This is a genomic window from Catellatospora sp. IY07-71 (assembly GCF_018326265.1).
GTDB lineage: Bacteria > Actinomycetota > Actinomycetes > Mycobacteriales > Micromonosporaceae > Catellatospora.
This window is the reverse complement of the sequence record NZ_AP023360.1, coordinates 7,069,929-7,091,664: the sequence shown is the minus strand read 5'-3', so window position 1 is coordinate 7,091,664 and position 21,736 is coordinate 7,069,929. Positions and strand designations below refer to the sequence as shown.

General features: G+C 70.8%; 17 protein-coding genes. 9 read left to right on the top strand and 8 right to left on the bottom strand.

Annotated elements, in window-relative coordinates; all coding sequences use genetic code 11:
* Positions 1–59: 59 nt before the first annotated feature.
* The 5 genes from CS0771_RS31515 to CS0771_RS31495 form a co-directional block, all read right to left on the bottom strand.
* Positions 60–1,229, bottom strand: a complete 1,170-nt coding sequence (locus tag CS0771_RS31515) for an ROK family transcriptional regulator (protein WP_212844392.1) — start codon at positions 1,227–1,229, stop codon at positions 60–62.
* Between the two features lie 135 nt (positions 1,230–1,364).
* A complete protein-coding gene (locus CS0771_RS31510; protein ID WP_212844391.1) occupies positions 1,365–2,861 on the bottom strand; it encodes a glycoside hydrolase family 36 protein in 1,497 nt (498 codons plus the stop codon).
* A 90-nt stretch (positions 2,862–2,951) separates the two neighbouring features.
* A complete protein-coding gene (locus tag CS0771_RS31505) occupies positions 2,952–4,301 on the bottom strand; it encodes a sugar ABC transporter substrate-binding protein (protein WP_212844390.1) in 1,350 nt (449 codons plus the stop codon).
* A 46-nt stretch (positions 4,302–4,347) separates the two neighbouring features.
* The gene (locus CS0771_RS31500; protein WP_239125935.1) at positions 4,348–5,229 is read right to left on the bottom strand and encodes a carbohydrate ABC transporter permease; all 882 of its coding nucleotides are present in this window, start codon (positions 5,227–5,229) and stop codon (positions 4,348–4,350) included.
* Positions 5,230–5,240: 11 nt separating this feature from the next.
* Positions 5,241–6,122 carry a carbohydrate ABC transporter permease gene (locus CS0771_RS31495; protein WP_212844389.1) on the bottom strand — a complete coding sequence of 294 codons (882 nt, stop codon included), beginning with the start codon at positions 6,120–6,122 and terminating at the stop codon, positions 5,241–5,243.
* Positions 6,123–6,380: 258 nt separating this feature from the next.
* Here CS0771_RS31495 and CS0771_RS31490 point away from each other — a divergent pair, with 258 nt between their 5' ends.
* From CS0771_RS31490 to CS0771_RS31465, 5 genes are all read left to right on the top strand, one after another.
* Positions 6,381–8,981: a DUF4832 domain-containing protein gene (locus CS0771_RS31490; protein ID WP_244871147.1), complete on the top strand. Its 2,601-nt coding sequence runs from the start codon at positions 6,381–6,383 to the stop codon at positions 8,979–8,981.
* 70 nt (positions 8,982–9,051) lie between these two features.
* Positions 9,052–10,413, top strand: coding sequence for a DUF4832 domain-containing protein (locus CS0771_RS31480; RefSeq protein ID WP_212844388.1), 1,362 nt, complete (start codon positions 9,052–9,054; stop codon positions 10,411–10,413).
* A gap of 54 nt (positions 10,414–10,467) precedes the next feature.
* Positions 10,468–12,864, top strand: coding sequence for a DUF4832 domain-containing protein (locus CS0771_RS39535; protein ID WP_212844387.1), 2,397 nt, complete (start codon positions 10,468–10,470; stop codon positions 12,862–12,864).
* A 71-nt stretch (positions 12,865–12,935) separates the two neighbouring features.
* A complete protein-coding gene (locus CS0771_RS31470; protein WP_212844386.1) occupies positions 12,936–15,452 on the top strand; it encodes a DUF4832 domain-containing protein in 2,517 nt (838 codons plus the stop codon).
* Positions 15,453–15,658: 206 nt separating this feature from the next.
* Positions 15,659–16,414, top strand: coding sequence for a polyphosphate polymerase domain-containing protein (locus CS0771_RS31465; RefSeq protein WP_212844385.1), 756 nt, complete (start codon positions 15,659–15,661; stop codon positions 16,412–16,414).
* Here CS0771_RS31465 and CS0771_RS31460 read toward each other — a convergent pair.
* Entirely contained in the window at positions 16,404–17,321 is a 918-nt protein-coding gene (locus tag CS0771_RS31460) for a carbohydrate kinase family protein (protein WP_212844384.1), read from the bottom strand. The two genes, CS0771_RS31465 and CS0771_RS31460, sit on opposite strands and share 11 nt — an antisense overlap.
* A gap of 182 nt (positions 17,322–17,503) precedes the next feature.
* On the opposite strand from CS0771_RS31460, the gene CS0771_RS31455 reads away from it, so the two are divergent.
* The gene (locus CS0771_RS31455; protein WP_212844383.1) at positions 17,504–18,193 is read left to right on the top strand and encodes a DUF429 domain-containing protein; all 690 of its coding nucleotides are present in this window, start codon (positions 17,504–17,506) and stop codon (positions 18,191–18,193) included.
* 50 nt (positions 18,194–18,243) lie between these two features.
* The gene (locus tag CS0771_RS31450; RefSeq protein WP_212844382.1) at positions 18,244–18,741 is read left to right on the top strand and encodes a DUF1772 domain-containing protein; all 498 of its coding nucleotides are present in this window, start codon (positions 18,244–18,246) and stop codon (positions 18,739–18,741) included.
* A 33-nt stretch (positions 18,742–18,774) separates the two neighbouring features.
* Here CS0771_RS31450 and CS0771_RS31445 read toward each other — a convergent pair whose 3' ends face one another.
* The gene (locus tag CS0771_RS31445) at positions 18,775–19,185 is read right to left on the bottom strand and encodes an SRPBCC family protein (RefSeq protein WP_212844381.1); all 411 of its coding nucleotides are present in this window, start codon (positions 19,183–19,185) and stop codon (positions 18,775–18,777) included.
* Between the two features lie 134 nt (positions 19,186–19,319).
* On the opposite strand from CS0771_RS31445, the gene CS0771_RS31440 reads away from it, so the two are divergent.
* Positions 19,320–19,709, top strand: a complete 390-nt coding sequence (locus CS0771_RS31440) for a YchJ family protein (protein ID WP_212844380.1) — start codon at positions 19,320–19,322, stop codon at positions 19,707–19,709.
* Positions 19,710–19,754: 45 nt separating this feature from the next.
* Here CS0771_RS31440 and CS0771_RS31435 read toward each other — a convergent pair whose 3' ends face one another.
* Positions 19,755–20,723 carry an alpha/beta hydrolase gene (locus tag CS0771_RS31435; RefSeq protein ID WP_244871146.1) on the bottom strand — a complete coding sequence of 323 codons (969 nt, stop codon included), beginning with the start codon at positions 20,721–20,723 and terminating at the stop codon, positions 19,755–19,757.
* A 163-nt stretch (positions 20,724–20,886) separates the two neighbouring features.
* Here CS0771_RS31435 and CS0771_RS31430 point away from each other — a divergent pair, with 163 nt between their 5' ends.
* Complete coding sequence (locus CS0771_RS31430; protein WP_212844378.1) at positions 20,887–21,711, top strand: TIGR03084 family metal-binding protein; 825 nt, start codon at positions 20,887–20,889, stop codon at positions 21,709–21,711.
* Positions 21,712–21,736 lie beyond the last annotated feature (25 nt).

The window sequence follows — 21,736 nt, the reverse complement described above, 5'->3', positions numbered from 1 at the left end:
CTCCGCTCGCTTTGCGGTGAACATTCCCCGGTCAGCCGAGCGGAACACCTCCGGCGGGCCTACTTGCGCCGGGGTGCGACCGGTGCCGACAGGCCCGCGCTGAACAGCCGGTCGTCGACCTCGTTGAGCGACAGCTTCAGGGCCCCGAGCGCGACGGAGTCGGCGCCCAGCGTCGACGCGCGCACCTCGGGCATCCGCAGGCACAGCCGTTGCAGCTCCTGCCGCAGCAGGTTGAGGATCAGGTCGGCCGAGCGGGAGAAGCCGCCGCCGAGGATGACCACCTGCGGGTCCAGGGCCAGCACCAGCGCCGCGGCGCCGACGGCCAGATCCTTGACGTAGCGGCTGACGGCGGTGCGGGCGGCCTTGTCGCCCTCGCGTGCGGCGTTGAAGACCCACGCGGCCGCGTCGTCGGGGCCGACCGTGTCGGGCACGCCGGGGCAGTTCTGCAGGTGCTCGGGGGCGTTGAGCCAGCGCACGTGCTTGAGCGCGCCGATCTCGCCGGCCGCGCCGCCGAAGCCGCGGCGCAGCACCCCGTCCAGGATCAGGCCCGCGCCGGTACGCATACCGGCGAGCAGGTAGACGATGTCGTTGGCGTCGCTGGCCGCGCCCTGCCACCGCTCGGCGACGGCGGCCAGCTTGCAGTCGTTCTCGACCTGCACCGGGCAGGCGAACCGGCTGGCGAGGTGCCCCGTGAGGTCGACGTCGCCCCAGCCGGGCAGCGGGGTGAAGAAGCTGGTCCGGCCGGAGGCGTCGACGGCGCCGGTGACCGCGACGGTGACCGCCCAGATGTCGGCGGGCGCCTTGTCCGCTCCGGTCAGGCACGCGCTGATCACGTTGTCCAGCTCGGCGAGGCGGTCGGCGGGCGGGGCGTCGGCGGCCACGCTCTGCCGGACCGAGTGCACGATGTTGCCGTCGAGGTCGGACAGCAGCGCGAGGATCTTGTGTACGCCGACGTCGATGCCGAGCACGTGCCCGGCGGTGGCCCGGAACTGGTAGCGGCGGGCGGGGCGGCCCACGGCGCTGTTGGCGCCGGGCTCCAGCACGGTGGCCCAGCCGTCGGCGACCAGGCCCTGCGCGATGACGTCGACGGCGGGGCGGGACAGGCCGGTGCGCTGGGACAGCTCGGTGACGGTGGACGGCGGCTGGTCGCGCAGCGCCCGCACGATGCTCAGCGAGTTGAGTTCGCGCAGTCGCGGCAGATCCGTGCCGGTCGTTGCCAGTTCTGTCACGATCTGTCCCTTGTCCTGGAGCGGCCTTGGCCGCCTAATACGCTTTGATCTTTACAAAATCGGCGGGTGATGGCAAGCCCACCGTGCGTGACGCCCTGGCGGCGGGACCCGGCTGCGGGTCCCGCCGCCGCGGCGTCACGAGATGGGGTATGCCTGCGCCGCCGGTGTGATCGCCGGACCGAAGTCAGTCTCGCGCCCATCCACTGTGTACCGGTATCGGCCCAGCCGCCGGATCTCCGGCCGAGCGGCCAGGTATCCGGTCATGTCCTCCAGCTCGGTGGGGCTCAGCCAGCTCGGCGGATCGGACACGGCCCGGAACCCGCAGATGTCGGCCAGATCGCGCAGCCACACCAGCTGCTGCTCGGTGAGCAGGTTGAGCCGGCTGCGGAAGTAGATGACGTCCGGATCGACCTCGGCCAGCGGCTGCTGCCACAGCCGGTGCACCGTGTTCACCACGGCGTTGCGCGCCATCGCGTCCGACGGGTCGTCGCTGGCGTAGTTCTGCCACATCGGCGCGACGTCCGGGCCGCTGCGCATCCCGTCGAGCACCCCCAGCGACGGCAGCAGCATGGCACCGCTGCCGAGCAGGTACACGTCGTCCCCGGCGACCTGCCGGATCAGCGTCAGCGCGTCGCGGTAGCTCTGCTCGCGCTCCGCGCCGCCGTCGCGGGCGCCGGGCGCCGCGCCCGCGTTGACGAAGTCGAGCTTCAGGTACTTGAAGCCCCACTCGTGCACCACCCGGTGGGTCAGCTCGACCAGGTAGTCGCGGGTGGCCGGGCGGGACAGGTCGAGGGCGTGGTAGCCGGTGCCCCAGTTGTGCCCGGCGATCACCGGCTCGCCGCGGCCGTCGCGCAGCAGCAGCTCCGGGTGCTGACGGGCCAGGTCCGAGGTCGGCAGCGCGATGAACGGGGCCAGCCACAGCCCGGCGGTCATCCCGGCGTCGGTGATGCGGCCGGCCAGCGCCTTCATGCCGGACGGGAACTTGTGGTTGGGCTCCCAGTCGCCGACCAGCCGCTCCCAGCCGTCGTCGACCTGCACCACGTCGAACGGCAGCCCGCGCAGGTCGTCGACGTCCTTGAACAGCTGCTGCTCGGTGATGGTCTCGTAGTAGGCGTACCAGGAGCACCAGACGTTGCCGGCGCGGCGCCCGCTGCTGCCCAGCCGCTGCGCGAGCTGCCGGGTGTACGCCGCGAACACCTCGTCCTCCGGGCCGTAGGCGGCGAACCAGGGCTGCCCGCCGGTCTCGTACCACCCGGCGAGGGTGTCCCGGTCGGCCGACAGGCGCGGCACGCCCAGCCCCAGCGCGCCCAGCAGCAGCACGTTGCCGTCCCCGGCGTCGAGCGCGGCCACGGCCGAGGAGTGGTGGCGGGCGGGGTCGTCCCAGGCGTCGTCGTCGGCGGTGACGCGGCGCTGGGGGTTGGCGATCCGCAGCGGCGGCTCCGACAGCCGCCGCCACCCGCACGGGCTCCACGAGTTGTAGCCGTGCCGGTAGAACGGCACGTCGCCGAGTCCGTGCAGGAGCGCGACGCGTCCCGGTGGAAGAATCAGGCCCCCGTCGGCTGCGAGCGGGCTGCCGGGTCCGTCATGTTCGAGGGCGAAGGTGTGGCCGGCGAGCTCGATGAGCAGTGCCATGGTTCTCCTAGACAGGTGCGATGCGACGAGGATTGCGGCGCGGCGGGCCGGTGATCCCGGCCCGCCGCGGTGACACGGTTGGCGCGGCGCCTACTTGAACAGCGCGTTGACCTGGTCGTTGGCCTTCTTCAGCGCGTCGGCCGAGCTGGCCTGGCCGAGGATCGCGGACTGGATGGCGTCCTGGACGGTCTGGCTGATCTCGTTGCCGTGCTCGGTGATCGGCACGAAGAACGTGCCGCCGGGCGCCGCCGCCTCGTCGACGAACACCTTCACGTCGCGGCCCTTGGCGGTGTGCGCGGCCAGCGCCTTCTCGCTGGCGGCCTTGATGGCCGGGAAGACCACGCCGTTGCCGCCGACGATGTTCTGGCACTCGGCCGAGCCCAGGAACTTGACCCACTGCCAGGCCTCGTCCTTGTGCTTGGTGCCGGCCCAGATCGCGTCGGACAGGCCGTTGATGGCCGTCTTGCGGCCCTGCGGGCCGGCCGGCAGCGGCGCGAACGCGAACTTGAGCTTCGCGCCCTCGCCCAGGTAACTGTTGATCATCCAGGAACCGGCGAAGGTGATCGCGCCCTTACCGGCGTTGAGCAGGGAGTCCCGGCTGAGCGTGGAGGCCTTGTCCAGCGCGGGGCTGTAGCCCTTGTCGATCAGCTTCTTGAACCAGTCGATGGTCTCGGCCAGCTTCGGGTCGTCGTACCTGTACTGGGTGCCCCACGGGTTCTTGTCCAGGTAGGTGAACCCGTTGCTGGCGGCCAGGTTGCCCCAGCCGTTCTGGCCCTGCGAGCCGTCGGCCCACTCGGGCAGGAAGCCGAACACCTTGACCTTGGTCTTGTCGAAGGCCGGGTCGAGGCCGTTGCGGCCCTTCTCGTCCACCGTCGCCTTGGCGATGGCCTGCTCGAAGGTGCCGCCGTCGGCCGGGTTCCAGGTCAGGTTCGCCAGCGCGGCGGCGTCCAGGCCCTGCGCCTTGAGGTGGTCGGCGTTGTAGACCAGGGCCATGGTGTCCCAGTCCTTCGGCAGGCCGAAGCGCTGGTCACCCTTGGTGAACAGGTCGGCCAGGCCGCCCTGGTACTGCGACAGGTCGACGCCGTCCTTGGTGACGTAGGGCTGGATGTCGAGGATCTGCCCCGAGCTGACGAACTGCGGGTAGTACGAGCCCTGGTTGGTCCACACGTCCGGCGCGTCCCCGGCCGCGATCTGCGTGGTGAGGTTCTGCCAGTACTCGTTCCACGCCGACTGGCTGATCTTGATGGTGATGTTCGGGTTGGCCTTGGTGAACGCGTCGGCGCACTGCTGGTAGGACGCCTTCTGGTTGTCGTCCCACAGCCAGTAGTTCAGCGTCACCGCCTCGCCCGTGCCGGGCTCCTCGGACTGGCTGCACGCGGCCAGGCCGGCCGCCACGGCCAGGGACAGCAGCGCCGCCCCGGCCCGGGTCACACGGTTCATCTGATCCTTCTTTCTCAGGGGGTGGTGGTGCGGTGGGGTGTAACGGTCACTTGCTTCCGGTGAAGTTCAGGGACTGGACCAGCCGCTTGCCCACGAAGACGAGCAGCAGCAGCACGGGCAGGACCGACAGCGTCGAGGCGGCCATCAGGCCGGTCCAGTCGGGCTGGGTGTTGGGCGACTGCTGGAGGAACACCCCGAGCGCGACGGTGACCAGGCGGTTGTCCTCGTCCCGGCCGACCAGCAGCGGCCACAGGTAGTCCTTCCAGGCCCACACGATGGTGGTGAGCCCGATGGTGATCAGCGGGCCGCGGCTCATCGGCAGCGCGATGCGCCAGAAGATGCCCCACGGCCCGTTGCCGTCGAGGATCGCCGCCTCCTCCACGTCGCGGGGCAGCGACAGGAAGAACTGGCGTAGGAAGAACACCGCGAACGGCGTCATCAGCAGGGTCGGGGCGACCATGCCGGCCATGGTGTTCATCAGGCCGAGGTCCTTGACCAGCACGAAGTTCGGCAGCAGCGTGAAGATCGGCGGCACCATCAGCGCCGCGATCACGATCGCGAACACCAGGTCGCGCCCCGGGAAGCGCAGCCGGGCGAACGCGTACCCCGCCATCGCGCAGAACAGCGTCTGCAGGGCCGCGATCAGTCCGCAGTAGATGATCGAATTCACCAGGTACGCCGCGAAGTCGAGCTGCGCGCCGGAGCCGCCGGCGGCGCGGTTCTCCGCCTCGCTGGTCAGGCCGAGCACCCGCAGGAAGTTGATGAGGGTCGGGTGCTCGGGCAGCAGGCCGAGGTTGTCGGTGTAGATGTCGGCGGCCGGGGTGAGCGCGGTGCGGACCATCCACCAGAACGGGAAGACCGTCGCCAGGATCACCACGATCATCGCGGCCCAGGCGAGGAACCGGCCGGGGTTGAGCTTCTTCGTCACGGTCTGCCCCTTCACGCCAGGTCCGAGCGGGACGCGCGCAGCAGGCGCATCTGTATCGCGGTGAGCACGCCGAGGATCAGCGCCAGGAACACCGCCGCCGCGGCGGCGTAGCCCATGTGGAAGTACTTGAATGCCTGCAGGTAGATGAAGTAGTAGATGACCTGCGTGGCGGAGACCGGGCCGCCCTTGGTGGTGACGGCGATGGTGTCGAAGATCTGGAACGAGCCGATCAGCGACACGACCAGCACCAGCGCCAGCACGGGTCGCAGCAGCGGCAGCGTGATGCGGCGGAACATGCGCCACTCGCCGGCGCCGTCGATCGACGCGCCCTCGTAGAGGTACTGCGGGATCTGCAGCATCCCGGCGTAGAGCAGCAGCGCCGTGTAGCCGGTGTAGGCCCAGGTGTTGATGCCCGCGACCGTCGGCATCGCCCAGGTCTCGTCGGTGAAGAAGCCGACCGGGCCCCAGCCGACGGTGTGCAGCAGCTGGTTGACGAACCCGAGGTTGGTGTCCAGCAGCCACATCCAGAGCAGGCCGATGGTCACGTTCGGCACCAGCCAGGGCAGCAGCAGCGTGGCCCGCAGCACGACCGAGCGGGTCAGCCGGTGCATCAGCGTCGCGATGCCCAGGGCCAGCAGCGTCTGCGACCCGATGTTCAGCACCACGTACCAGCCGGTGACCAGCAGCGCGTTCCAGAATTTCTCGTCCTGCACGAGCTTGGTGTAGTTCTCGGCGCCGACGTACGACGGGGTGTTGAGCATCGTGTAGTCGGTGACCGAGTACCACAGGCCCCGGGCGGCGGGGTAGCCGTAGAAGACGGCGAATCCCACCAGCACGGGCAGCAGGAACCACCATGCCGCCCGGCGGTCGTCTCGCGGTTTTGTCGAGCTCATCCACGTCCTCGGATCCGTCTATCGGTCGGCTCTTGCCAGCCGCCCCGCTCTCGAATAATGATGTAGACCTTCGAAATTTTGTCAACACCTCTTCGTATTGCTTCGGCAACAACGGGAGCAAGCGAGAGGTCTCGTAGCACTGCGCACCAGCTCCGACCTGCGCGTCGGGGTCTACACCACCCGCACAGCCGCTCGTGCTGAGTCCGGCACGCGCGCCGCACACCCGCAGCTACGCCCCACTCCCGCACGGAGAACCGCATGAATTCACGTCCCCGTGGCCGCGTCGCGGCCGCGCTCGGCGCCGCCGTACTAGGCGCCGCCCTCGTCCTGATCGCACCCGGCGCGGCCCAGGCCGCACCCGCCGGACCCCCGCCGCGCCCGGCGGCCCCGGCCAGTCCCGACCCGACATTGCAGGTCCACGCGCTGAGCGCGGCGCCCGGCCCGGTCGACAACCCGCTCAAGGGCTGGGCGAAGTTCTACAACCCCGGCGGCAACCAGAACACCGGCTACCCGCACTCGCTGACCTGGGGCTACTTCGGCCTCTCCGAGATCATGACCAGCGCCTCGAACTGCGGCAGCTACAACTGGTCGATCATCGACAGCATGCTGGCCGAGACGGCCGGCTACGGGAACCAGGCCGCGATCCGGATCTACCTGACCTACCCCGGCGGCACCGGCAGCCACCCGGCCAACGCCATCCCGAGCTGCTTCAACGGAAACGTCGCCATGCGCAGCGACACGTACTGGAACGTCACCCACCCCGACTACGACAGCGCGTTCCTGCTCAACGCGATGAAGAACTTCATCGCCGCGTTCGGTGCCCGCTACGACGGCGACCCCCGCCTCGGGTTCATCCACATGGGCCTGGTCGGGCTCTGGGGCGAGTGGCACACCTGGCCGTACGACACCGACACCGCCGACGGCCTGCCCAACTACATGCCCACCGACGCCAACGGCGCGCAGCTCGTGGCGGCCTTCGACGCCGCGTTCAACACCACCAAGCTGGAGATCCGCTACCCGGACGCGGCCGGGGGAGCGGCGAACTCGCGCGACATCGGCTACCACGACGACTCGTTCTGCTTCCGCGAGGGCTCGCCGCTGCAGGGCGTCAGCCTGCCCATGTCCATGGGCGGCGCGTCGTACGCCCAGCTGCAGCGCAAGCTCGACGTCGGCACCGAGAACAAGTGGATCACCAGCTCGATGGGCGGCGAGCTGCGCCCGGAGATCCAGTCCACCGCGTTCCAGTACTGGCCCAACGGCTCCGGCGCGGTCGACAACCTCAAGGCGTGCATCGAGCTGGACCACGCCACCTGGATGATCAACGAGCAGAGCGGCAACTACGCCGCCGGCGACGCCAACGTGGCCGCCGCGGTGCGCCTGATGGGCTACAACCTGACCGTCGACAACGCGTACTACAAGAACACCGCGAGCGGCACCACCAACGTCGGCGTGCAGATCTCCAACACCGGCGTGGCCCCGTTCTACTACCCGTGGACGGTCGTGCTCGGCCTGAAGAACAGCGCCGGGACCGTCGTACGCACCTTCGACACCAGCTGGGACCTGCGCACCGTGCAGCCGCTGCAGATCCGCAACTTCCCCGACTGGAACGTGGGCGCCGACCCGAGCTACCGCGCCTACGGCTACCCGCAGTACTTCCAGACCTCGGTGAGCCTCAGCGGCGTCGCCTCGGGCGACTACCAGTGGGTCATGCGGGTCAGGAACCCCCTGGAGGCGGTCAACGCGGCCGCCAGGAAGCTGCGCTTCGCCAACGCCACCCAGCAGGCCGACGGCTGGCTCACCCTCGGCGCGACCACGGTCGGCACCGGCGGCGGTGACACCACCGCCCCGAGCACGCCGTCCGGGTTGAACAGCACCGGCCAGACCGCGTCGTCGGTGTCGCTGAGCTGGAACGGTTCCACGGACAACGTCGGGGTGACCGGATACCAGATCCTGCGCGGCGGCACCGCCGTCGGCACCTCGGCGGGCACCACGTACACCGACAGCGGCCTGAACGCGTCGACCGCGTACACGTACACGGTCAAGGCGTACGATGCCGCGGGCAACCACTCGGCCGCCTCGTCGCCGCTGACCGTCACCACGTCCGCGAGCGGCGGCAGTGGCACCACCAGCTACGAGGCCGAGGCGTCCGGCAACACCCGGACCGGCACCGCCGCCGTCGCGGCGTGCGCGGCCTGCTCGGGCGGGTCGAAGGTCGGGTACGTCGGCAACGGCGCGACCCTCGCCTTCAATGGTGTCGCGGGAGGCACCGGCGGCGCGAAGACGGTGACGGTCTACTACACCTCGGCAGAGGCCCGCAGCGCGGTGATCAACGGGCAGACGGTGAACTTCCCGGCGACCGCGAACTGGGACACCGTCGGCTCCGCCTCGTTCACGCTCAACCTGGCCGCAGGCAGCAACACGATCACGATCGGCAACCCGAGCGGCTGGGCGCCCGACATCGACCGGATCACCGTCGCCACCAGCGGCGGCGGCACGGGTCCGGCGAGCTACGAGGCCGAGGCGTCGGGCAACACCCGGACCGGCACCGCCGTCGTCGCGGCGTGCGGGGCCTGCTCGGGCGGGTCGAAGGTCGGGTACGTCGGCAACGGCGCGACCCTCGCCTTCAATGGTGTCGCGGGAGGCACCGGCGGCGCGAAGACGGTGACGGTCTACTACACCTCCGCCGCCGCCCGCAGTGCGGTGATCAACGGGCAGACCGTCAACTTCCCGGCCACCGCGAACTGGGACACCGTCGGCTCCGCCTCGTTCACGCTCAACCTGGCCGCAGGCAGCAACACGATCACGATCGGCAACCCGAGCGGCTGGGCACCGGACATCGACCGGATCACCGTCAGCTAGCCCCCATACCCACCGAAGATCCGGCCGGGCACCCGCCCGGCCGGCCATATCACCCTGCGAGGAAACAGTCATGAGAAGAGCCGTGCGACTCACCGTCGCGCTGTTGGCCACCCTCACCGTGGCCGCCGCCACCCCCGCGGTGGCCACCCCCGCCCCGGCCGCGCCCCAGTGGACGGCCCTGTCCTACGCCCCGGCCCCGGCCGACAACCCGCTCAAGGGGTTCCTGCCGTTCGCGGGCAGCTACGACGACTTCCCGCACAGCATGGAGTGGTTCTACCTGCCGCTGCGCGACGTGATGACCGGCCCGGACGAGTTCCGCTGGACCGCGCTGGAGCGGCAGCTGAACACCATCGCCGCGCGCGGGCACCAGGGCGTGTTCCGGTTCTACCTCGACTACCCGGGCAAGCCCACCGGCATCCCGCAGTACCTGCTCGACCAGGGCCTGACCACCCACGCCTACGACGAGTTCGGCAACAACGGCGTCAGCGTCGCCCCCGACTACAGCGACCCGCGCCTGGTCAGCGCGCTGGAGAACTTCATCACCGCGTTCGGCCGCCGCTACGACGGCGACCCGCGCATCGGCTTCGTCACGCTCGGCCTGATCGGCTTCTGGGGCGAGTGGCACACCTGGCCGTACGACGGCTGGACCAAGCCCGAGAACTGGATGCCGAACAGCGAGATCCAGACCCGCATCCTGGCCGCCTTCGACGGCTCGTTCGACAAGACCCGGCTGCTGGCCCGCTACCCGAGCGCGGAGAACAAGGAGCTGCCGATCGGCTACCACGACGACTCGTTCGCGTTCGAGACGCTGCCGCCGACCTCCTGGCACTTCGTGCAGCGCCTCATCGACAACGGCGTCACCGACAAGTGGCGCACCGAGCCCGTCGGCGGCGAGCTGCGCCCCGAGATCCAGAACTGCCTGTTCGAGCAGCCCGTCAGCTGCGGCCAGTACGAGGACTACGCCGCCTCGGTCGACCAGACGCACGCCTCCTGGCTGATCAACCACCAGGCCTTCGCCACCGGCTACACCGGCGAGGAGTACTTCCGCGCCCTGGACGCCGCCCGCTCGCTCGGCTACGAGCTGACCGTCACCGAGGCCGCCGTCGGCGCGCAGCGGGTGTCGGTGCGCGTCGCCAACCGCGGCACCGCGCCCTTCTACTACCCGTGGCAGGCCGAGCTGGCCGCGATCGACGCCGCGGGTCGCGTCGCCGCCCGCTGGAAGACCTCCTGGAACGTCGCCGGCATCCAGCCCGGCGCCGACCCGGCCGAGCTGACCACCCCGATCAACACCCGTGGGCTGCGGCGCGGCACGTACGACATCGTCCTGCGGGTGGCCAACCCGCTGCCCCAGGGCATCCCGCTGCGCTTCGCCAACACCGGCCAGGACACCCACTCCGGCTGGCTGCACCTGGGCACCGTCACCACCCGCTGACACCGCCCCGCACCGCTGTTCCTGCACCTCGTCCCGTTGAAAGGAACAACGTCCATGCCCTCGCTACGCAAGCTGCTCGCGGCCACCGCGGCAGCGCTGCTCGTGGCCGTGTCCGCCGGCACCGGCGCGACAGCGGCACCGGCGGGCCCGCCGCCGCGCCCGCCGGCCGGTCCCGGCCCGGACACCAGCCTCACCACGCACACCTACGCGTACGCCGACGCGCCGCTCGGCCAGCCCCTGAAGGGCATCGCCCCCTACCTGTTCCCCGGCGACAACCTGTCGACGAAGTTCCCCGGGGGACTGGTCTGGAGCTACTTCGCCCTCAACGAGGTGATGAAGGACCCGGCCAACTGCGCGAACATCGACTGGAGCGTGTTCGAGAAGGCCCTCGACGAGGCGGCCGTCTGGAGCCGCCAGGTCGCGTTCCGGTTCTACCTGGAATACCCCGGCGGCAGCGGCACCCACCCCGGCAACGGCATCCCGCCGTGCCTCAACGGCAAGATGGCGCTGCGCACCAACGGGTTCTGGGGCACCGTCAGCCCCGACTACGACGACCCGGACGTGATCAACGCGCTGGTCACCTTCATCAACGCGTTCGCGGCCCGCTACGACAAGGCCGGGCCGGGCGGCACCGCCGACCCACGCATCGGGTACATGTCGCTGGGCCTGGTCGGGCTGTGGGGCGAGTGGCATACCTGGCCCTATGACCGGGATCTGGCCGACGGCTACCCGGACCTGATGCCGACCGACGCCACCATCCGCACCCTCATCGGGGCGTACGACACCGCGTTCGACAACATCCAGCTGGAGGTCCGCTACCCGCTGGCGGGCACGGAGACCGCGAACATCGGCTTCCACGACGACTCCTGGCCGTACAAGGAGTTCCGCGAGGGCGGGCAGCTCAAGAGCATGACGCTGCCCATGTCGATGAACGGCTGGGCGGACGCGTTCCTGCAGCTCCAGCTCAACACCGGCACCGAGAACCGGTGGGTCACCCAGTCCATCGGCGGCGAGGCCCGGCCGGAGATCCAAGGGCAGCTCTACGCCAACTGGCCGGGCGGGTCCGGGCAGGTCGACGACGTGCTCGCCGCGACCGAGCTGACCCACATCACCTGGATGATCAACCAGACCGGTGCGGGCGGCTACAGCCCCACCGATCCGAAGGTGGCCGCGGGCATCCGCAAGCTGGGCTACAACCTGCACATCCCGCAGGCCAACTTCAACGCCACCGCGTCGGGCAGCCTCAAGGTCGGCGTGACGGTCCAGAACGACGGCGTGGCCCCGTTCTACTACCCCTGGACGGTGCAGCTCGGCCTGCGCAACAGCGCGGGCGCCGTCGTGAAGACCTGGGACACCCCGTGGGACCTGCGCGGAGTGCAGCCGCTGAAGATCCGGGCGTTCCCGGACTGGAACGTGGGCGCCGATCCGAAGTATCTCGACTTCGGCCGGCCGGTCGACTTCTCCACCACCGTCAGCACCGCGGGTGTGCCCGCGGGCAGCTACAGCCTGGTCCTGAAGGTACGCAACCCGCTGGAGGCGGTCACCGCGGACGTGCTGCGCGCCCGCCCCGCCGCCAGCAGGCTCACCGACTGGATCATCGACCAGTGGCGGCCACGCCTGCCGCTGTCGTTCGCCAACGCCAACCAGGGCGCGGACGGCTGGGTCGACCTCGGCGCAGTCAGCACCTCGGGGACCTGCACCGGTGACTGCACCGCGCCGTCGGCCCCGGCCGGCCTCGCGGTGTCCGGCGTGACGAACACCAGCGTGTCCCTGTCGTGGTCGGCCGCGACCGACAACGTCGGCGTGACCGGCTACGAGGTGTTCCGAGGTGGGACGCTGGTCGGCAGCCCGGCGGGGACCACGTACACCGACAGCGGGCTGACCGCGTCGACCGCGTACTCGTACACGGTCAAGGCACGAGACGCGGCGGGCAACCGTTCGGCGGCCGGCAACACGGTGTCGGTGACCACCAGCGCCGCACCGCAGCCGCCCACCGGGCTCGTGCTGGACAACTACGACGGCACGCCCGCGTACCCGTCGTCGAACCAGAACGACCTGGGCAAGTGGACCGGCGGCAACTGCTTCCTGGACGGCGGCGGCAACGGCGTCGTCACCGGGGGAGCGCTGAGCCTGCGCTACGACAACTGCGGCTGGTTCGGCTCGGACGTCGGCGTGGACCTGTCCTCGTACACGTATCTCGTGGTGCGGATCAAGGGCGCCGCAGGCGGCGAGCAGGCCCACTTCAACCTGGGCCTGGGCGGGTCGACGAAGGTCTTCGGCGACTTCACCCTCGACGGCGGCGCACACCCCGTGATCACGACGTCCTACCAGGACATCAAGATCCCGATGGTGGCCAACGGCATCAACCGCAACTCCCCGTCCCAGCTGGCCATGGGCTTCTGGTACGGCGGCAGCTCCACCATCTCCATCGACCACATCACGTTCCAGTAGCAGCCCGGCCGCCTGGCAGGGCTCCCGACCCGGCCAGGCGGCCTACCCTCCCGATGATCAGGAAGGCCACCATGTCCACCCGCTCACTGCGGATGTCCATCGCGACAACGTTACTGGCCGCCGTCGCGGTCGTGGCGCTGCCCGCCGCACCCGCGCAGGCCGCCACGTTCACCTACACCGCTGACCTGGCCACCGCGTTCGCCAACCCCGAACGCGGCTACCACAACCGCTACGAGATCATCAACGACCCGGCGGTCAACGACTACGTCGACGCCGCCACCATCCCCGGCTTCAACCCCGACCTGCTCGACCGCACCTTCACCCGGGCGAAGAACAACGGCAACCGGCTGATCCACAGCTACCTGCACCTGGACAAGTACAAGACGGCCCCGCTGCCGCAGGCCCTGCTCGACAACCTGGCCTCCGGCCTGGCCGCAGTCCGGGCAGCGGGTATGAAGATCGTGCTGCGCCCCGCGTACACCTGGGACGGCTACGCCAGCGTCGACGAGTCCCGCATCCTGGAGCACATTGGCCAGGTCAACGCGGTGATCACCGCGAACGCCGACGTCGTGCTGCACCTGGAGACCGGCTATCTCGGCGCCTGGGGCGAGTGGCACACCGGCACCCTGACCAACCCGTCCTCGGTCGAGGAGGCGCCCGCCCGATACCGCATCGCCAAGAAGATCCTCGACACCACCCCGGCGAGCATGCCGGTGGTCATGCGCTACCCGATCTACATCAAGGAGGTGGTCGACCCGACCAGCTGCGTCGTGCCCGGCGGCTGCACGATCACCCAGGCGCAGAAGGACCGCGTCGGCTTCCACAACGACTGCTTCCTGGCCGACGTCAACGACATGGGCACCTACGACAACCCGTCCTGGATGGGCTGGTACTACATCGAGCAGAAGAAGCAGTGGATGTACGACCTGGCCACCTCGACCGGGTTCAACAAGATGGTCGGCGGGGAGACCTGCGGCTCGGACGGCTACAACGACGCCGCCTGCGTCAACGCGCAGACCGAGATGAACAGGCTGAACTTCAGCGAGATCAACGAGGACTACGCGGCGGTCAACACCGACAAGTGGAAGGCCGCGAACCTGGCCGCCGCCGGCAACGACCCGGCGGAGACCTGCTTCGTGCGCATCAAGCGCAAACTCGGCTACCGGCTGCGGCTGCAGGACGCGACCTTCCCCACGTCCGTCACGCCCGGCACGAACCTCGCCTTCACGGCGCACCTGAGCAACGACGGCTGGTCCGGCCTGATCCGGACCCGGCCCGTCCACCTCGTGCTGCACAGCGCCACCCAGCGCTACAACCTGCCGCTGAACGGCGTCGACCCGCGCGCCTGGCTGCCCGGGGCGAGCACGGTCACCGCCAACGCCGCGGTGCCCGGCAACGTCACGGCGGGCACGTACAAGCTGGCGCTGTGGCTGCCCGACGCCGCTGCCGGGCTCCAGTCCCGGCCGGAGTACTCCGTCCGCCTGGCCAACACCGGCACCTGGGACGCGACCAACGGCTACAACGTGCTGTCCACCGCTGTCACCGTCGGCACCTGCACCGGTGACTGCACCGCGCCGTCCACGCCCGCCGGCCTGGCGGTGACCGGCGTGACCGACACCAGCGTGTCCCTGTCCTGGTCGGCCGCGACCGACAACGTCGGGGTGACCGGCTACCAGGTGCTGCGCAACGGCGTGCAGGTCGGCACCTCGGCCGGGACCACGCTCACCGACACCGGGCGCTCGCCGGGGCAGACCTACCAGTACGCGGTCCGGGCGGTGGACGCGGCGGGCAACGCCTCGGGCACCTCGGCCACCGTGTCGGCGACGACCACCGGTTGCTCGGGGGACTGCACCGCCCCGAGCGCGCCGACCCTGTCGACGACCGGCAAGTCGGACACCACGGTCAGCCTGTCCTGGACCGCGTCGACCGACAACGTCGCGGTGACGGGCTATGAGGTGTTCCGCGGGTCGACCCTGGTCGGCAGCCCGACCGGCACCTCGTTCACCGACACCGGGCTGACCGCGTCGACCGCGTACTCGTACACGGTCAAGGCGCGGGACGCGGCAGGTAACCGCTCGGCGGCGAGCAATGCGGTGTCCGTGACCACGGATGCGACCCCGCCCGCGCCGACCGGCCTGGTGCTGGACAACTTCGACGGCACCCCGGCCTACCCGTCGTCGAACCAGAACGACCTCGGCAAGTGGACCGGCGCCAACTGCTTCCTGGACGGCGGCGGCTCCGGCGTCGTCACCGGCGGGGCGCTGAGCCTGCGCTACAACAACTGCGGCTGGTTCGGCTCGGACGTCGGCGTCGACCTGACCACCAGGACCTACCTGGTCGTGCGCATCAAGGGCGCGGCCGGTGGCGAGCAGGCCCACTTCAACCTGGGCCTGGGCGGCGCGACGAAGGTGTTCGGCGACTTCACCCTCGACGGCGGCGCGCGCCCGGTGATCACGACGTCCTACCAGGACATCAGGATCCCGATGGTGGCCAACGGCATCAACCGCAACTCCCCGTCCCAGCTGGCCATGGGCTTCTGGTACGGCGGCAGCTCCACCGTCACGATCGACAGCATCTCTTTCCAGTAGCCCCCACCGCGGGCACCCGCCCATGATCGAAGCTCCCGTCACGCTGCTCTCGCGGCATGGCGGGAGCTTTGTTCACCAGGAGGTCTTGCGGACGTTCCCAGTCAATTCCCAGCATCCTCTGTGGAGGCTTCCGAGATTGCCGGTTCAGGATGTGCGTTCACCTGTACGCCATCCGGAGTTCACCGGCCGAGAGGATCGATCCGCGAATGCGCCTGCGCCCCCGCTCCGCGCCGTCCGCGCCCGACGTCGGCGAACCAGACCCGGGTCACGCCCCGCACGCGGCAGAAGATCGAGGGCACGCGCTGCGGGCGCCCAGCCCGCTGCACGCGTTCAACCGCTACGAGATCAAGTACCTGGTGCACACGTCCCGCCTGGCGGCGCTGCGTGCGGAGCTGCGCGCCCGGCTCGACCTGGACGGCCACGCGGGCGAGACCGGCTACGGCGTCTGGAGCGTCTACTACGACACCCGGCAGCTGCGCTTCTACTGGGAGAAGATCGAGGGCCTGCGCTTCCGGCGCAAGCTGCGGGTACGCCACTACGGCGACCGCGCCACGATCGGTGACGGGACCACCGTCTACGTCGAGATCAAGCAGCGGGTCAACCGGGTCACCCAGAAGCGCCGCGTCGCGATGCCGTACGCCGACGCGCGGCTGCTGTGCGACGGCCGCCGCCTGGCCGAGCACCAGCCCGGCCAGACCGCGTTCCTCCAGGAGGTCCTGGGCCTGGTCCAGGGGCTGGATCTGCGCCCGGTCGCGATGACCGGCTACCACCGCGAGGCCTATGTCGGCCGGGACGCCGACCTGGGCCTGCGGGTCACCCTGGACCACCGGGTACGCGGCCGTGACCGCGACTTCCACCTGGGCGCCGACGCGGCGTCCACCCGCACCGACACCGACCGGCTCCGCGCGCTGCTGCAGGAGCGCGCCGACGCCCTGGCCGAACACGAGGCGATCAAGGACTGACCGCCGCCTTCGCCCGCGCGACGCCCGCGGCCAGCTGCGCGGCGGTCATCAGCTCCTCGTGCGTGCCGGGCGCGCCGCAGGCGAAGGCGCCGGACACCGCCCCGGCCAGCGCGCACTCCTCGATCGGCCCGCCCGCCAGCCACCCGCTCAGGAACGCGGTGCTGAACCCGTCGCCCGCGCCGTTGCTGTCGACCACCGGCCGCTCCGGCGGCACCGCCGGGAATCGGCGCACCCGTGGCTCGTCGCGGGTGAGCACCCGGCAGCCTGCGGCACCCTGCGTGGCCACGACCACGCTCGCCCGGCCGGTGTCCAGGACGTCGTGCATGAGCTGCTCGATCCGGTCCGGCACGGCCTGGGCGCTCAGGAAGACCAGATCGGCGGCGCGGGCCATCGCCCAGATCCAGTCGTGCTCGCCGCTCCAGGCGTGCAGGTCGGTGGAGGTGGTGACGCCAAGCCGGTGCGCGTCGGCGAACGCGCCCGCCGCCCGCGCCGACGCGACGTGCGCGTGCCGGGTGCGCGACAGGAACGGCAGGTAGAAGTCGCGGGGCAGGGTCAGCTCGGCCGGGTGGCGGGCGTCGAAGAAGGAGAACCGGTGCCCGGCCCGGTCGACCAGGTTCACCGCGCGCGGCGTGCCGTTCGGCGCGGTCAGGTGGCTGAAGTCCAGGCCGAGCGCGGCGTACCGGGCCAGCACCAGCTCGCCCAGCGGGTCCGCGCCGAGGAAGTCGATCAGCTTGGTGCGCAGCCCGAGCGCGTGGCAGCCGAGCGCGACCCCGTTGCCGGAGTGCGCGACGTAGTCGCGGATGGGTCCCACCTGCAGGAAGTCGCCCGGCGGCACGGTCAGCTCGGGCACCGGCACGATGGTGTCGACACCGACACCGCCCAGCACGAGGACGTCGAAGTCGGCCACGGAAGCCCACCTTCCGGATAGAGCAGGAAATGTCGGCCCGAGCGGTGGGTCCGGGCCAGCCTACCGTCGATCCCCGGCTCCCACTGTCCCGCCGCAAACGTAGATCTTGTGCAGTTGTCGTCGTCAGAGCAGCACCGACTGCACAAGATCTACGGCGCCGCCGTGTGTGGCAGGCTGGGGCGGTGACGGGACGCGTGCTGGGTGTGGACGCCTGCCGAGCGGGCTGGGTGGGCATCGTGCTGGACAGCGATGCCGTGACAGCCCACTTCGGCGCGACGATCGCCACTCTGGTCGCCGAGGCCGAGAAGACCGGCCCCGTCGAGGTGGTGGGCGTCGACATCCCGATCGGCCTGGCTGACGACGGTCCGCGCGCCGCCGACCTGCATGCGTACGCGAAGGCGGGCATCCGCCGTTCCTCGGTGTTCATCACGCCGGTGCGCCGGGCGGTCGAGGCGGCCGACTACGCCGCGGCCGCGGCGGTGCACCGCGAACTCGGCCTCAAGGGCATCTCGCAGCAGGCCTTCCACCTGCGCGCCAAGATCCTCGACGTGGACGGGTGGGTGCGCGGCAGGACTCACCGCGTCGTCGAGGTGCACCCGGAGCTGTCGTTCGCGGCGATGGCGGGCGGGCCGCTCGCGTTTCGCAAGTCGTCCTGGGCCGGTGTCGAGCAGCGGCGGGTGCTGCTGGCGGCCGAGGGCGTCCTGCCGGCCGGTGACCTGGGCACGGCGGGTGCGACCGCGGGCGTCGACGACGTGCTGGACGCGGCGGCCGCCGCCTGGAGCGCGCGCCGGGTGCTGGCCGGGCAGGCGGGATCGCTGCCGCCGGAGCCGGAGTTCTTCGCCGACGGCATACCGTGTGCTATCTGGACTTGACCGGCCACCGGCCGCCACCATCGGCGTGATCGTCTGGCAGAGTGGGCGGCATGGAGACGGTACGCGAGATCGTGCTGGTCGCGGCGGCGGTGTCGATGGGGCTCATGGCCGGGGTGTTCGGGCTGTACTCGCACACGGTCATGCCGGGCCTGCGGCGCACCGACGACCGGACCTTCGTGGGCGCGTTCCAGGCGCTGGACCGGGCGATCATCAACCCGTGGTTCATGCTCACCGGCTTCCTCGGCGCGCCGGCGCTCACCGGCGCGTCCGCCGCCCTGCTGGCCGGGCCCGGCGGACCGGCGCTGAGCTGGACGCTCGTCGCGGTCCTGCTCTACCTCATCGTCTTCCTGATCACGGTCGCGGTGAACGTGCCGAAGAACAACGCGCTCAAGGCGGCGGGAGAGCCGGACACGATCACCGACCTCGCGGGCGTGCGGGCCGGCTTCGATGAGGCGGCCTGGGCGCGGTGGAACCTCGTCCGGACGCTCGCCACCACCCTCGCGGCGATCTGCCTGGCTGTGGCGCTGCTGCGATACGGGCAGGGCTGACCGGACGGCGTCCCTCGGCGAGATCGCGCCGAGCTAGCGGCTGGACTGGTCGGCGAGCCGTTCGGCGATCGCGTTCAGGGCCTCGTCCAGGCCCTCCTGGATCCCGGGATGGTCGTCGGTGGTGTGGATCAGCAGCGTGAGCAGGGTCGATCCGTCGCCCTCCGCCGCCTTGAGCGAGCCCCGGTAGTCTCCCGAGCCGGGGGAGCCCCACGTGATCTCGTGGGCGTCGGGGTCGGCGTGGAACCAGGCCTCGCCGGTGACCTTCTCCTCGGTGCCGTCGCCGTCGGTGTCGACCACCGCGGTGGTCCGCACGAGCTCCGGCGCGACCAGCTTCGCCGACTTCATGTGCGGGAAGTACTGCGGCAGGTTGGCCGGATCAGAGAGGTACGTGAACGCGTCGGTCACATCCTGGTCGATCTGCTTCTCGGCCCGATAGTCGGTCATCTTGGCAGCTCCCTCGGCTGGTCACTGCCTCCCACCCTACCGACCGTCATGGTTTTTGCGGTGATTTGAAGGCTTCAGCCGGAAGGGGTGCCGTGACGTCGTCCCCCGCAGGCCGGTGGTCCACCATGGTGACCATGGCAAGACCTCAGCACAAGCCCGCCACCTGCCCGTGTGGCAGCGGCCAGGCGTACCCCGACTGCTGCGCCCGCTGGCACCGGGGCGCCGACGCGCCCACCGCCGAGCAGCTCATGCGCTCGCGATTCAGCGCGTTCGCGCTGGGCGACCCGGCGTACCTGCTGCGCACCTGGCATCCCACCACTCGGCCGCGGGAGCTGGACCTGGCCGGCGGGCCGCGCTACACCCGGCTGGAGGTGCTGGCCGCCGACCGGGGCAGCATGTTCGACACGGAGGGTACGGTCCTGTTCCGGGCGCACTACCGCGACGGCGGCCGGGCCGACGTGCTGGAGGAGCACAGCCGCTTCGTGCGCGAAGACGGCCGCTGGTACTACGTCGCACCGATCTGATCCCGGACGGCGCGGCCCTCCCGCCGCGCCGTCCGGGCTGCTCGGCTATACGCCGGACAGGGTCTGGGTCGTGCCTGCGGCGAGCAGGCCGTCATAGTAGGCCCCGCCCGGGTAGTAGGCCGGGGTCGTGGTCCCGGCCGCCCCGTCCACGGCCCAGGCCACGGCCAGGGTCTGCAGCGCGGTCACGTTCTCGGTCTGGGGCGTGCCCGAGGTCAGCGTGCACAGGCCGTCGGTGCTGCCGCCCTCGGCGTCGCAATGGCAGCCGCTGGTCAGCCGTACACCCAGGAACGGGCGCGGCACCTCGCCGGTCAGCGCCACGGTGCCGCTGGCGTCGCTGTTGGCCAGGTACGGCGGCGACGAGATCGCGTACATGGGCAGGCCGGTGGTGCGCAGCCCGCGGAACGCGTCGACCGTGCTGGAGCCGACCGGCGACTTGACCGGGTCGAGCAGGACCAGCGCCTTCACCCGGCCGAACTGCGCCGGGTAGGTGGTGCGCAGCCGGTTGGCGACATAGGACGCGACCTCGCCGCCCGCGGAGTGCCCGGACAGGACGTACGTGGTGGGCAGCGCCAGCCCCGCCCGGCCGGCCCTGTTGCGGGCGTCGGCGAAGCTGCGCCCCAGCTTGTCGTTCGGGTCGGTCGCCTTGCCGAGCAGGTCGGCGACGTTGTTGAGGAAGTCGGTGTTGTTGCCGATGTTGTTCACGGTGCAGCCGTAGAGGTTCGCCGACGGCAGGGTCGGCGCGAATACGACGAAGCCCGCGGCCGCGTAGTGCTCGGCGAGGTCCTGCATGTTCCCGTTGCTGCGGGAGAACCCGTGCTGGAGGTAGACCAGCCCGCGCGGGGTGCCGGACGGGAAGTACCAGTCGGCGCTGGCCCGCATGACGTAGAACGCGCAGCGGATGTCGACGGTGTTGCTGACCTCGACGACCCCGGGCACGGCCGCGGTGGCGGTGGCGGCGGGCGCGGCGACGAGTGCGGCGGCGAGGGCGAGGGCTAGGGCGGCGCGGCGTATCACGGTGCCTCCTGTTTCCATCAACGAAACGACGTTTCCTTGCGTTGGATTAAGGGGCACGGCTGTGGCGTGCGTCAATACATGAGATGTGCCAGAAAGAAATCAAGCGCGCTTGACTTTTTTAGGCCTCGGCGGGAGGGTGGTACCGAAAGCGGGAGGAGCGCGCATGGCCGACATCGAGGCACTGCTGACCGATCTGGACGCCGAGAGCGCCGACGCCGACCGCCTCGTGGCGGACCTGCCCGCCGACCGCTGGGCGGCGCCCACGCCCGCCGCCGGCTGGACGATCGCCCACCAGGTCGCGCATCTGCTGTGGACCGACGAGCGCAGCCTGCTCGCCGCGACCGACGTCGACGGCTTCCAGCAGGCCCTGCTCGACCTCGCCGGCTCGCCCGACCCGCTGCGCTTCGTCGACGCCGGTGCCGCGGAGCTGGCGGTGCTGCCGCCCGAGCAGCTGCTGGCCCGCTGGCGGCGAGGCCGGGCCGCGCTGCGCGCCGCGCTCGCCGCCGTCCCGCCCGGAGCGCGGCTGCCCTGGTACGGGCCGCCCATGAGCGCCGCGTCCATGGCCACCGCCCGGATCATGGAGACCTGGGCGCACGGCCAGGACCTCGCCGACACCCTCGGCATCGTGCGCGAACCCAGCGCCCGGCTGCGCCACATCGCCCACCTCGGCGTACGCACCCGCGACTTCGCGTACGCCGCCAACGCCCTCGACGCGCCCGCCGAGCCGTTCCACGTCGCGCTCACCGCGCCCGACGGCGACACCTGGACCTGGGGACCTGACGACGCCGCGCAGCGGGTCACCGGCCCTGCCCTCGACTTCTGCCTGCTGGTCACCCAGCGCCGCCACCGCGCCGACCTGGCGCTGCGGGCCGAGGGACCGGACGCCGGCCGCTGGCTGGACATCGCCCAGGCCTTCGCCGGGCCACCCGGCACCGGGCGCGCTCCGCAAGGCCGCGGCCAGGCGGAGCGGGGCGCGGTGACGCGATGAACGAGCGGACCACGCCTCTTCGCGG